The sequence below is a fragment of the Cohnella zeiphila genome, assembly GCF_014212055.1.
GTDB classification, from domain to species: domain Bacteria; phylum Bacillota; class Bacilli; order Paenibacillales; family Paenibacillaceae; genus Cohnella; species Cohnella zeiphila.
Map to the genome: position 1 here is coordinate 1 of NZ_JACJVO010000010.1, position 12,578 is coordinate 12,578.

Here is a 12,578-nt window from a genome sequence, read left to right on the forward strand (position 1 = left end):
GTTCGCGGCCTTGATCCTGAAGGCCATGGAGAAAGGTTGGGTGTGAGGCGGCGGCGATGGCGGAGGGCGATGGCGGGGCGATGGCGGCACCGCGGGCGGCTATGTCCCGCGGGCAGGCGGGCGCCGGCGGAATTAGCGGCACCGTGTGCCCTGGGGGCATCGGGGGGTCCTGGCACCAGGATCGGTGTGAACACAAGCATGTGCGGGCGACGGTCGCTAACGAAACCACACGACGCTATTCCGGCAAAATCGAGGGTTGGCCCGTTCTAACGAATCGTATAAACGCTATTTGGCGAAAATGCGCCTTGCTTCCCGCTCTCCGAGGCAAATAAGGCTTTTCCGTTTCGTTAGAATCCAAATGGGCCTCTACGAAGGCGAATAAGAGCGCTACGATTCGTTAGGCCGTCGCCGCGGCCATGCGATCGCAACTATGCGATCGACCGGTCATCGGCCCATTCCCGTGACGCCACAAGCACCTCGTTCAAGGCCGCATCCCGCTCCGTCCCGGGAAAATTCCAAAAAAGCCCGTAAGGCAGGAGGAAATCCTGCCATGCGGGCTTTCTAAATAGAAGTTACGCCTCGTATTCAACGAACGGATCGTCGATCACGATCCGGTGAGCTTCCGCGTCGCTGACGCCGGTGTAGAGCGTCGCCGTGCCGTCGCCGTTGCGGTGGAGGCCGCCGCTGAACAGGACGTCCGCGAGGTCCGGGCGTTTGGTCGGCCCGTCCGGGAACATGTCTCGCGAAGCGATGATCTTCAGCGGGGTGTGCTCGCCGCTTACCGGGTCCAATGCGAATGCCATGGGATAATAATGGCGGATGTTGCCGTCGTCCATGCAGGCGACATGCCCGAGAACGCCGACGACACCGTTGCTTAAGAGGTGGGCTTCGTTGCACCCGCCCCATTCCACTTTGGTGAATTGATGATGCAGCAGCCTCGCGTCGCGCATGATCTCCTCGGTCAGCTCATCCAGACTGCCGATCTCGGCATAGCCGATCATCGCCCGAGCGTCCTCGACCGGCATCGGGCGGGTGAAGACGCCGATGCGGCCGCCGCGCAGCTCCACCAGGCGAATGTCCTTCATCGTCAGCGGTCCCTTCGCGAACGGTTCCAATCGGCGAATGCTGCTTCCGCGGTAGAACACCGTACGCCAAGACGTGACATAGTGGGGATCGCTCCCGTCGAAGTACACTTCGACGCCGCCGAACACCAGCTCGCCATGGATGAAGCAGAAGAACGGGTCCTGCAGCGCGAATACGGGAGCGCCGTTCCGGGGCACCCATTCGCCTCTGCGTTCGACGAAGAACATCGTCTCCGACCGTTCGCTCGTCCGGTCTTCGACCCGTCCTGCGATCACCCACTCCCCGTCGTCCTTGAAAGGAGCCGTAATATTGTAGACGTCGCGGCCGCCGACCCCGGCAAACGAGATTCGCTCGCCGATGCGGCCCGGACGATTCCTTCGAAATTGCTCGAGCAACGCTGCGCACGGTTTGGCTTGCTGTGCCGATGCCTGCATGACTGTCCCTCCCCATTCCGATCCTAAGCGATTGCGGGCCAAGTCTCGACGTGCTCCCTATATTTTACCGATAATCCCCGAAGAGGGTGCCGAATATCGGCGCCTTCTCTATTGAAATAAACTAAAAAGCCAATAAATAAGCGCGGACATCACTCCCGCCACCGGAATGGTGACGACCCAGGCGACGACAATTCGTCCCGCCGTGTTCCAGCGGACGCTGGAGAACCGCTTCGCCGCCCCGACGCCGAGGATGGACGACGTGATCGCATGCGTCGTGCTCACCGGAAGATGCGTCAGCGTGGCGGTGAAAATGACCGAAGCCGATCCCAAATCGGCGGCGAAGCCGTTGATCGGCTCGATCTTGAAAATCTTCGTGCCCATCGTCTTGATGATCTTCCAGCCGCCGATCGACGTTCCGAGCGCCATGGAGACGGCCGCCGACAGCTTGACCCACAGCGGAACGTCGAGATGCGACTGGAAGCCGGCGGTGACCAGGGCGAGCGTGATGATCCCCATCGCCTTCTGGGCGTCGTTCGTTCCGTGGGAGAACGATTGCAGCGCGGCCGTAAAAATCTGTCCGGTACGGAACCCCCTGTTGACGTACCGGGGGCTGGCGTTCGCGAACAGGAACTTTAAGATCGACATAATGATGTAGCCGACCACGAAGGCGATGAGCGGAGACAGCACGAGCCCCGCCACGATCGTCGTGAACCCGCTGTAGTTGATGCCGTCCCAGCCTTCGGAAGCGATCGCGGCGCCGGCCAGCGCGCCGATGAGCGCGTGGGACGAGGAAGACGGAATGCCTTGCCACCAAGTGACCAGGTTCCAAAGGATCGAAGCGACCAGCGTCGCCGACACGACCGTCAGGCCGTGTTCGAGCTTAAAAGGGTCGGTGATCTGGCCGCCGATCGTCTTGGCGACGCCCGTGTACATCAGCGCTCCGACCAGGTTCATGCACGAGGCCAGAAGGATGGCGACTCTGGGAGAGAGCGCCCGCGTCGATACCGTCGTCGCGATCGCGTTCGCCGTATCGTGAAACCCGTTGATAAAATCGAAGCCAAGTGCCAGAACCACAATAATGGCCACAATCCAAGTCATATGATCCATCGTCGTTTACTCTCAGTCCTGTCCGCGCGTCAAGAATTGCGCATGATGATGGATTGCAAAATATTGGCGACGTCCTCGCAGGAGTCCGTCGTCTGCTCCAGCCGCTCGTATAGATCCTTCAGCTTGATCAGCTCGATCGGATCCTTGACGTCCTGGAACAGATGCTTGATCCCTTGGCGCATCAGATCGTCGCCTTCGTTCTCCAGCTCATTGAGCTGCACGCAGTGGGTCTGGATCGCGAGCAGCTTTTTCTGGGTCAGCAAATAGATCGCCGATTTGATCTCCAGCGCGGAGCGGCGCAGCACGTCGCCGAACTTGCGTATGTAGGCGTCGGGTTGCGTAACCTGGTACATATCGAACCGCGAAGCGTTCGCTTCGATTCCGTCCAGCACGTCGTCGAGCAGGCTCGTCAGCTCGAGAATGTCCTCCCGTTCGATCGGGGTAATGAAGGTCTTGTTCAGCTCGGTGAAGATCACGTGAGCCAACTGGTCGCCTTTATGCTCGAATTCCTTCATTTCGACGGCAAAATCGCCGACATTTTTCAATTCGCCGTTCATGGCGGAGGCGAAGCGTTCGGCGGCTTCCACGATCAGGTCCGCCATCTCCTCCAGCGTTTTGAAGAAAATATCCTTTTTGCGAAACACGGATTAACCTTCTTTCCACATATGGATAAACCCACTCCATATCTTATCACAGCAGGGACAGGCATGGTATGGTGGATTTGAACGGAAAACTTGGACTTTTTGTTAAGATGGTCTTCCGGGCGGACGATCATACCCGACGCTTCTTCGCCCATGCCGAATAAACGAAAGGCAGAGCAGCAGCAGCGGGAACAGGACGATAAAAGGGAAGGCGTAAGCGGCCCAATATTTGTCGACGAAATTCACGGCGAATACGATGTTGGTGTAGCTCGCCATCGCCACCGGAAAAAGCCCGATTGCCAGCGGCCAGATCAGCAGCTTGGAGTCTCGTATCCCCAGTGTCTGGTTAAGGCCGATGACGGATGCGTGGAACGTAACGACCGTTTTGATGAAGACGGAGCAGACCCAAATGAACATGAGCAGTCCCTCGACCCGTTCGATCATATGTCCCATCCGAATGTTTTTGGCCAAGGCGTAAGAGGGGTACACGTGGTTCGCGGTCAGCTCCACCCCGAGCACGAATTCCGATCCGGCCGTCACGCTGAACAGCACCGCCCCCCCGATGGCGGTACCCGCCAGATAGCCGTTTCGCCGGCCTTTCCCCTTCGAGACGAACGGATAAAGAACGAGCAAAACCGCCACCTCCTGCAGCATGGAGAAGGACGCGCCGCCCTTGGCGACCGGAATGTAGCCGAATTCGAATACCGGCCGCAGCGTCTGTACGTCGAACTTGTTGAACACCGGAAAAAGCAGGATGACCAGAAGCAGCGTCACCCAGGGAAACAGCATTTCCGCCGTCAGCGAATAGACGCGCATCCCCTGTCTCGCGGTGTAGGCCACCGCCGCGATGAAGATGACCGCCAGCGCCTCTATCGGCGTATCGCTCATGACTTGAGTGGTCAGAAAGTAGCCCAGGTCGGCGACGAGCAGCGCGGCCAGCAAGTAGCAGAAAGCGGAGAACAACAGCCCCGCGGCCCCGCCGAGCCACCTCCCCAGCAGGACCCGGCTGTATTGAATAATCGTCAGATCGGGATAGCGTTCACCCAAGACGGAGAAGACCCAGACCAGCGCCAGATCGAGCGCGATTCCGAACAGACAGGCAATCCAGGCGTCCTGTTTGGCATGAAGGTTGAGGCCTCCCGGGGTAATCAGAATGGAAGTGCCGACGGTATAGAACATGGTCAGAATCGTGAAAGCTCGAATGCTGACGAGCGGTTTCTTGTCGTCGGAATTGTTCAACTTGATCTCCGCCTCCTCTAGAACATCCGGCCGATCGACCGCAGAACCCATTCGATTCCCGCCAACGGATTGGGCAGCTTGACTTGGTACGACTCCAAGGAGAGCAGCACCGACGCGCAGACGAGAATGACGCCGAACACGGACAGGTCGCGCCAGCTCCGCTGCTTCCACTGACGCGGAACCTCGAACCAAACGATCACGGCTGCAACCATGGCGACACCGACGACACCCCACATTCGTCTTCACTCCCTTCGGACTTGCTCGATCGGCTGCTGGATCGTCCCGATCCGCCGAAAATGGATATCCGGGTAAATTCGTACCTTCATCCGGCTGAACTGTTCGTCCCAGTCGTCGACCTTGCGCCAGATTCCCACCTGCTGGCGATGAACGTATCGGCCGAAGCCGTAGATGTCGGCATGGAATTGGTGCTGAGCTTGCTCGAGGCCCTCCTCCAGCACGCTGAGCGTCTTTTTCTCCAATTGCTTGCGAATCCAGGTCAAAGATTCGTTTTTGCTCAAGTCGATTTTGCACTCCGCGTCGGCCAAGTCGACCTCGATGCGCAGATGAGCGTTGATGACGGGCTCGTCGCCGGATTTTCCGACTCGGATTCGCGTCTTCACGTTCATGATGTTCGCGGAGAGAGTGCCTCCCTGCGGACACTTGGCCGTCGCCAACGTCTGATGGACCCTGCCTTGCAAATAATTGAGCGATTTGGTGCCGTTCTCGTCCAGCCATCCGACCATGCGGTCTTGACGGAATACCGCCATTCCGGAATATTTGAGAGCGGCCCTCGGCTCGATCCTTTGGCTCGGAGTCTCGCCGCCCCGCTTATTGCCGGCGATGAGAATGCCGGTCAAGGTCGGGTCTTTGCCCGGGGACTGCAGATCCATCATCAGCCGGTCCAGCGTAATCTGGCCCGTAGCCGCCCACAGCTTGTCCGAATTGGCCAGCTTAACGTTCAGATTGTTGGCCGGGATCGGGTCGATCGGACTGGATATCTTCAGGATGTCGGACGCTTTGCTCCCTTTGGCGACCACCAAGTAGAAATCGTTGCGCATCTGACGGTCGCGGGAGATGTAGTCGAGCGGCTTCGCGATGCCTTCCCGCGCCAGAGCCTCCCCGAAGATGACGATTCTCAAGTGAGAGAAATACAGCTTCTTCGAGACCAAGGTGGTCATCCTCCGAATGGCTTCGGGCACGGTCTCGCCTGTCTCCGAGAAAGAGGAGACGGGAGTCGCCTCCGGTCTGATTCCGTTGCGGGTGGACACCTGCCCGGGGTTGACGATCTGCACGGTGACTTCGTAACCGTCCTTATCCTTGTCGATGCCCAATCCGACGACGATCCCCAGCTCGTTCAGCTCTTTCCGGCTCCAGCACCCCTCCAGCGGCAGCATAAGCAGCACCGCCAGCAAGACGAACGCCCAGCTTCGAAGCATCAGACCGCCTCCGCTTCAGCGAATCCGCCGCTGGCGAATCCGGTTGGGGGTCGGAATGCTGAGCGGACGCCGGCTCATCCACGGAAACGGGAAGCGGAACAGCGAATCCTTCTGGTCTCCGTAACGGGTAGGCGCGAATGGGGACAGGTAAGGAACGCCGAACGACTTCAGGCTGCACAGCCGGACGACCAGCAGGATGATGCCGAGGAACACGCCGTATAGGCCGAAAGACGCCCCCAGCGCCATCAGGCTAAACCGTTGAATCCGCGCGGAGATGCCCATATTGAATGCCGGCATTACGAAGTTGGAGATGGCGGTGATCGATACGACGATCACCATGCCTGCCGTCACAAGACCGGCTTCGACCGCCGCTTGCCCGATGACGAGAGTCCCGACGATGGAGATCGACTGCCCGATCGTCTTCGGCATCCGCACGCTCGCTTCCCTAAGAATCTCGAACGTCACTTCCATGATCAAAGCTTCCAGAAACGCCGGGAACGGAACGCCTTCCCGCTGGCTGGCCAGGTTGAACAGCAGAGTGGTCGGAAGCAGCTCGTGCTGAAAGGTGGTAACGGCGATATAAAGGGAAGGGGTGAGGATCGCCAGAAAAAAAGCCAGAAACCGCAGCATTCGAATCAAGGTGCCGAAATCGGACCGTTGATAGTAGTCTTCCGGCGATTGGAAAAATTGCGTGAACAACGCCGGAACGACCAGCGCGAACGGAGTTCCGTCCACCAGAATGGCGACCCTTCCCTCCAGAAGCTGGGCCGCCACGACGTCCGGCCGCTCGGTGTTGAACACGGTCGGGAACGTCGTAAATTGCTTGTCCTGAATGTACTCCTCGATATAGTTGCTCTCGAAAATGCCGTCGATATCGATCTTATCCAGCCGGGCATATACTTCCTTGAGCACATCTTCGGACACGATGCCTTTCACGTACGCGATCGCGATCATCGTTCCGGTCTGAACGCCGAGCACTCGCGATTCGATCCACAGGTTCGGATTTTTGATTTTGCGGCGCAGCATCGACGTGTTCCAGGTCAGCACTTCGGTGAAGCCTTCCCGCGGACCGCGCACGACGGATTGAACGTTGGGCTCCTCGACCGGCCGGGCATTCAGCCGGATCGTATCCACGCCCAGTGCCTTCTCGACTCCGTCCAGCAGCACGATGCTGTACCCGGAGAACAGCAGCGCGAACATTCGTTTGAACGAAGTCAGCTCCTCGATGCTGCCGTCGCTCAGCACGCTCTCTCTCAAATAAGTCATGAAGTCGTCTTCGCCGCGGATATTGTCCCCCTCGTCGCCCGGCTGACAGCCCATGATCGCCTGCAGCAGCGGCCGAGCGTCGGCCAAACCGTCGGCGTGCAGAACCGCGCCCGCGTATTTGCGACCGTTCGCGCCTCTTTTATGAAAGGAGCGGTTTTTGATGTCGAAGCTGTTGCCGGTGCCTTGCAGTATCCGGTCCAGGTTGATCTTCAGGCTGCGGCTTAGCGAATCGGAAGATGATGGCCCTCCCGTGGTGCTGTTCATCGATGATATCCCCCGCTTTGCATGCTTTTGGCGCTCTTCTCAGCTTGGACGTCCCCCCATTCGTTTAAACCTGCCGGAGAGCGCGAACCGGGCTCCGCCGCGAACGAATTCCGAAACCTTCCGATTGACAGCGCTTCCAGCCTGGTGACATAATTTTGAGAAATCCAACCGGAGGGGGAGTCGTCATGCGCAGATGGCTCGAGTCTTACCGCCACCTGAAGATCCGCCACAAGCTGTCGATTCTGATCGCCCTCATCATCCTCGTGACGTTCGCCTTCTCGCTGCTCGTTCAGCAGTATGCGTTCGCCACGTACGATCAGCAGCTGTACGCCAAGTCGGCCCAGGTGCTCAACCTGAGCTCGTCCGCCATCGAGACCGAGCTGAAGCGGATTCAGCAAGTGTCCTACAGCATCATTGCCGATACCCAGGTCCAGAAGGGGCTGCAGTCGATCATGAGCAGCGACTCGGAGTACGACCGGTACTTGCTGCGAAAAGATTTCGTCGACCATCTGATCACGTACGCCGGATCCGAGACGGCCGTTCTCTCCGTGCAGGTGTTCGACGCCCTCGGCGTCAAGAACGAAGTCGGCAACGTGTTCCCGACGTCCGCCGCGAGAGCCGCTCGAATCCGGGAGCTGGCATTGGAGGCGAAGGGCGATTCCCGCTGGATTCTCCCGAGCGAAGACGACCCGGCGCTGACGCTCGTGCGCGAGATCCGCTCGTTCAGCAAGCAGAACATCGATTTGGAGAACATCGGAACGCTCGTCGTCCGCATCGATCTGGAGAGCATCATCCAGAAATACGTTAATCCAAGCGGGGATCTGATCATCCTGTCCGGCGGGAACGTCCTCTACCCGCTTCAGCCCGAGATCAATCCGGCCGCCCTCGCCGGTTCGAGCGTCGCAGCCAAAAGCTACTTCACGGAAACGTACGACGACAAAACGTACTTCATCTCCCGCATCCTGTCCGCGAACACCGGATGGACGTATCTCAACATCACGCCGTTCAACGACATTTTCAAAAAGGTCGTGTTCCTCAAAGAGCTGGTCGTCGGCGTGTTCATCGCGCTGTTCGCCTTCGTCATCTTCTGGGGAATCCGCTTCTCCCGCAGCCTGACCCGGCCGATCGAGGATCTGATGAGCCGGATGAAGCTCGCCGAGAGAGGAAACTTCGCGGAAGCGAATCTGCTGCCCGCCGGAGACTCGCCGGTGGCGATGGACGAGATCGGCCTGCTGCGGCGGACGTTCCGTCTCATGATCGAACGGATCCAGGCGCTGATCACGGAGAATTACGAGAGCCGGCTGCTGATCAAAGAGACGGAATTCAAGGCCCTGCAGGCCCAGATCAATCCCCACTTCCTGTACAACACGCTGGAATCGATCAACTGGCTGGCCAAGGTGAACCGGCAGGAGCAGATCTCCAGCATGGTCGAATCGCTCGGCTTCCTGCTGCGCAGCTCGATCAGCCTGAAGGAACCGATGCTGACGCTGGCCGACGAGGTCGAGATCGTCCGCAGCTACGTCACGATTCAGAAGTACCGGTTCGAGGAGCGGCTCGACTTCCATCTCTCCATCCCGCAGGATCACCTGGCCCGGAAGCTTCCGAAGCTGGCGCTGCAGCCGCTGCTGGAGAACGCGATCCATTACGCGCTCGAACCGTCCGTCGGCCCTTGCCGGATCGCGATCCGGTCGTGGGAGACGGACGACGAGCTGCTCATTGCCGTCGAGGACAGCGGACCGGGCATCGCCGCGGACACGCTGAATCGGCTGCGCAGCGGCGAACTGACGGCGAAGGGCAAGGGCATCGGCCTGCTCAACATCGACGAGCGGATCAAGCTGGCGTTCGGCGACAAGTACGGCATTCGGCTGGACAATCAACCGGAAGGCGGCGCCCGGATCGCGCTCGCGCTGCCGAGAGAAACGGAGGACAACGCGCATGTACAAAGTGCTGCTTGTTGACGACGAACGAATCATTCTGGACGGCATCTCGCGGATGGTCGACTGGCCGTCGCTCGGAACCGAGCTCGTCCGCACCGCCCACAACGGTCTCGAAGCTTACGATTTCATCGCCGCGGACCCGCCCGACATCGTCGTCAGCGACATCAAGATGCCCGGCATGGACGGACTCGAGCTCGTCGAGAAGACGTTCCGCTCCCATCCGGACATCCGCTTCGTCATCCTCTCCGGCTTCGGAGAGTTCGAATACGCCAGCCGCGCCATGCAGTACGGCGTCAAGCATTACTTGCTCAAGCCGACCAACGAAGGGAAGATCGCCGATTCGCTGAGAGAGATCGTGCAGGAGCTGGACCTCGAGGAACGCAAGGAACGGTTCGTCCGCCAGATGCGGCTAGGTCTCGAGAAGGTCATGCCCCACGTGAAGGAGCAGGTGCTGAAGGAGTTCGTCACCAACAAAACGTACGGCAGCCGCGAGTGGGACTATTACCGCGACCTGTTCCGCTTCGAGCTGGACCTGCCGGTGCGCCTCGTTCTGTTCCGGATCGAAGGGGACGGCGTCGAGTTCGAGCATCTGTTCGCGATCAAGAACATCGCCGAAGATCTGCTGCCGCAAGCGCTGCTCGGCACGACGGTCGGCGGCCACGTCCTGATCATCGTCCCCGATCCGGGCGACCTGCCGGACTTGCACCTTCGAATCCGCGACATCCGCTGCACGTTCCGCGATTATTACAAGCTGAACGCCACGATCGCCCTCAGCGAAGCGGGCGGCATGACGGACGTCCGCGCCTTGTACCGCCAGACGCTGCAATGTCTGAATTACCGCTTCTACCTGAACGAAGGCGGACTCATTACGCTCAAGGACACCGAAGAAGCGGCGGCCGGCGGAGCGGAAGCGTTTATTTACGACGAGGAGAGCCTGATCGGTCCGGTCCGGTCCGGCCACCGGGAACAAGCGGAGCAAGCGCTCGCCCGCTTCATCGACGGACTCCGGCAGGCCTCCATCTCGATCGAACAAGCGAAAACGTACGTCGTTCAGCTTTTCGTCTCGCTCATTCGCCTGGAGGAGCCGGAGAGGATGAACGAAGACTACAAGCGGATTCCCGCGATCGCGGAGCTTCCGTCGCTGCAGGCGGCGCACGCTTTCCTGGGCGAAACCGTCCGGAAGATCGCCGACGGCTACTACGAGCGGAACTCGGTCAAGCATACCGCCATCGTCGGCAAAATGCTCGAGATCGTGGGCAGCCATCTCGGCGATTCGGAGCTGACGCTGCAGTCCGTCGCTTCGGAGATGCTGTACATGAACGCCGACTATCTCGGCAAGCTGTTCCGGAAGGAGACCGGCGAGAAATTTTCCAACTACGTCATGAAAGCCCGGATCCAGGCCGCCACCCGCCTGATCGCGCGGCAGCCGGACGTCAAGATCTTCGAGCTGGCCGAACAGTTCGGCTTCGGGGACAATCCGCAGTACTTCAGCCAAGTGTTCAAAAAAATCATGGGCTGCACGCCGTCCGAATATATGCGGAACCCGGACTCCTCTGGTTTTTGAACAATTAGACCGGTTTTTTGAATTAACCTTTCCTCCCGAGAGCCGGATAATAGGAAATGTAAGCACTATCCCATCTAATGGACAGATCATGGGGAGGAAAAAGATGAAGATCAAGCAAAATGCGATCGCGCTGCTCACCCTGTCTCTGGCTCTCGGCTTATCCGCATGCGGAAGCTCGGGCAACAACGGCAATAACGGCGGCAACGCGGCTAGCCCGTCGGCATCTGGCGGCTCCAGCGCTCCCGCGTCGTCGGCCTCGGCTTCTTCCGGCAGCAGCGACGCTCCGGTTACGCTGCGCGTCGCCTGGTGGGGCGGCCAATCTCGCCACGACTACACGCTCAAAGTCATCGACCTGTACGAACAGAAGCACCCGAACGTCAAGATCGAAGCCGAATACGCGGCGTTCGACGACTACTGGAAGAAGCTGGCCCCGCAAGCGGCCGCCAATCAGCTTCCGGACGTCATCCAGATGGACATCTCGTATCTGAACCAATACGCCGGCAAAGGGCAGTTGGACGATCTGCAGCCGTACATCGACAACGGCACGATCGATACGAGCTCCATCAGCGACAGCACCCTGTCGGGCGGCAAAGTGAGCGACAAGCTTTACGCCTTCAACCTCGGCTCGAACGCGCTGGCGTCCGTCGTCGATCTGCAGATGCTGAAGGACAACGGCATCGACGTGCCGGACAACAACTGGACCTGGCAGACGTACACCGATATCGCCGCCAAGCTTCACGACAAGGGCAAGATCGTCGGCGGCTTCCGCTTCGACGTCTTCTTCCCCTTCTACCTGAGAGGCCAGGGGCAGCATATGTACGCGGCGGACGGCACCGGACTCGGGTACTCCGACGACAAGTACTTCATCGATTATTTCAATATGTATAAAGATTGGTACGACAAAGGCTACCTGCTCTCGCTCGACAAGGAAGCGCAGAAGAAAGGGACGCCGGAAGAGGACGAGATGGTGCCCGGGCATTCGTTCTCCTCGAACGGCTGGTCCAACCAGTACATCCTGCTCTCGGACGCCGTCAAGCGGCCGCTCGACATCCTGCCGATTCCGGGCTGGAACGACAACAAGGCGCTGTTCCTGAAGCCGTCCATGTACTTCTCCATCGCTTCCGGCTCCAAGGTCAAGGAGGAAGCGGCCAAGTTCATCGACTTCTGGGTCAACGATATCGACGCCAACAAGATCATCATGGGCGAGCGCGGCGTTCCGGTCTCCACCAAAGTCCAGGAAGCGCTCAAGCCGGACCTGTCTCCGGAGCAGGCGAAAGTGTTCGATTACGTCGCCTGGGCCGCGGAAAACTCGAGCGAGATGGACCCGCCGAACCCGGTCGGAGCCACCGAGGTCGACGCGCTGCTCAAATCGTACGCGGAATCGATTCTTTACAAGAAGAACACCGTCGAAGAAGCGGCCGCCAAGTTCCGCAAGGAAGCCGAACAAATCTTGGCGAAGAACAAAAAATAACCTTCTATCCTTCCGCAGCCCGTCCCCGCATTCGTCCGCGGGGGCGGGCTTGCTGCTAGAGAGGGCGGTCGGGGGACCGGTTAGGACGTTGGCGTTGCTGTTCATTCCATAACCGGTTCAACGGTCGCTTAACTTC

Annotated in this window: 10 protein-coding genes; 3 read left to right on the forward strand and 7 right to left on the reverse strand. The window is 59.3% G+C overall.

Annotated features, from left to right (window positions below; genetic code table 11):
- Positions 1-572: 572 nt before the first annotated feature.
- From H7C18_RS09725 to H7C18_RS09755, 7 genes are all read right to left on the reverse strand, one after another.
- Complete coding sequence (locus tag H7C18_RS09725) at positions 573-1,517, reverse strand: DUF1861 family protein (RefSeq protein WP_185128860.1); 945 nt, start codon at positions 1,515-1,517, stop codon at positions 573-575.
- Positions 1,518-1,625: 108 nt separating this feature from the next.
- On the reverse strand, positions 1,626-2,624 hold the full coding sequence (locus H7C18_RS09730; protein WP_185128861.1) for an inorganic phosphate transporter: 999 nt from the start codon (positions 2,622-2,624) through the stop codon (positions 1,626-1,628).
- A gap of 29 nt (positions 2,625-2,653) precedes the next feature.
- Positions 2,654-3,268, reverse strand: a complete 615-nt coding sequence (locus H7C18_RS09735) for a DUF47 family protein (protein ID WP_185128862.1) — start codon at positions 3,266-3,268, stop codon at positions 2,654-2,656.
- Between the two features lie 102 nt (positions 3,269-3,370).
- Positions 3,371-4,504: a GerAB/ArcD/ProY family transporter gene (locus H7C18_RS09740; protein ID WP_185128863.1), complete on the reverse strand. Its 1,134-nt coding sequence runs from the start codon at positions 4,502-4,504 to the stop codon at positions 3,371-3,373.
- A 17-nt stretch (positions 4,505-4,521) separates the two neighbouring features.
- Positions 4,522-4,740, reverse strand: a complete 219-nt coding sequence (locus tag H7C18_RS09745) for a hypothetical protein (protein WP_185128864.1) — start codon at positions 4,738-4,740, stop codon at positions 4,522-4,524.
- Between the two features lie 6 nt (positions 4,741-4,746).
- Complete coding sequence (locus H7C18_RS09750) at positions 4,747-5,940, reverse strand: Ger(x)C family spore germination protein (protein ID WP_185128865.1); 1,194 nt, start codon at positions 5,938-5,940, stop codon at positions 4,747-4,749.
- Positions 5,941-5,955: 15 nt separating this feature from the next.
- On the reverse strand, positions 5,956-7,470 hold the full coding sequence (locus tag H7C18_RS09755) for a spore germination protein (RefSeq protein ID WP_185128866.1): 1,515 nt from the start codon (positions 7,468-7,470) through the stop codon (positions 5,956-5,958).
- A 185-nt stretch (positions 7,471-7,655) separates the two neighbouring features.
- On the opposite strand from H7C18_RS09755, the gene H7C18_RS09760 reads away from it, so the two are divergent.
- The 3 genes from H7C18_RS09760 to H7C18_RS09770 all read left to right on the forward strand — a co-directional run bounded on the left by H7C18_RS09760 (position 7,656) and on the right by H7C18_RS09770 (position 12,442).
- Positions 7,656-9,428, forward strand: a complete 1,773-nt coding sequence (locus tag H7C18_RS09760) for a cache domain-containing sensor histidine kinase (protein WP_185128867.1) — start codon at positions 7,656-7,658, stop codon at positions 9,426-9,428.
- Positions 9,406-10,971, forward strand: a complete 1,566-nt coding sequence (locus H7C18_RS09765) for a response regulator transcription factor (protein WP_185128868.1) — start codon at positions 9,406-9,408, stop codon at positions 10,969-10,971. Before H7C18_RS09760 ends, H7C18_RS09765 begins: the two co-directional genes overlap by 23 nt.
- A 109-nt stretch (positions 10,972-11,080) precedes the next feature.
- Positions 11,081-12,442, forward strand: a complete 1,362-nt coding sequence (locus tag H7C18_RS09770; protein ID WP_337913276.1) for an ABC transporter substrate-binding protein — start codon at positions 11,081-11,083, stop codon at positions 12,440-12,442.
- Positions 12,443-12,578: the final 136 nt, after the last annotated feature.

Bases quoted from the DNA above. Each gene is read 5' to 3' on its own strand.
- H7C18_RS09725 (WP_185128860.1), bottom strand. From the start codon at position 1,517: ATGCAGGCATCGGCACAGCAAGCCAAACCGTGCGCAGCGTTGCTCGAG.
- H7C18_RS09730 (WP_185128861.1), bottom strand. From the start codon at position 2,624: ATGGATCATATGACTTGGATTGTGGCCATTATTGTGGTTCTGGCACTT.
- H7C18_RS09745 (WP_185128864.1), bottom strand. From the start codon at position 4,740: ATGTGGGGTGTCGTCGGTGTCGCCATGGTTGCAGCCGTGATCGTTTGG.
- H7C18_RS09750 (WP_185128865.1), bottom strand. From the start codon at position 5,940: ATGCTTCGAAGCTGGGCGTTCGTCTTGCTGGCGGTGCTGCTTATGCTG.
- H7C18_RS09755 (WP_185128866.1), bottom strand. From the start codon at position 7,470: ATGAACAGCACCACGGGAGGGCCATCATCTTCCGATTCGCTAAGCCGC.
- H7C18_RS09760 (WP_185128867.1), top strand. From the start codon at position 7,656: ATGCGCAGATGGCTCGAGTCTTACCGCCACCTGAAGATCCGCCACAAG.
- H7C18_RS09765 (WP_185128868.1), top strand. From the start codon at position 9,406: ATGTACAAAGTGCTGCTTGTTGACGACGAACGAATCATTCTGGACGGC.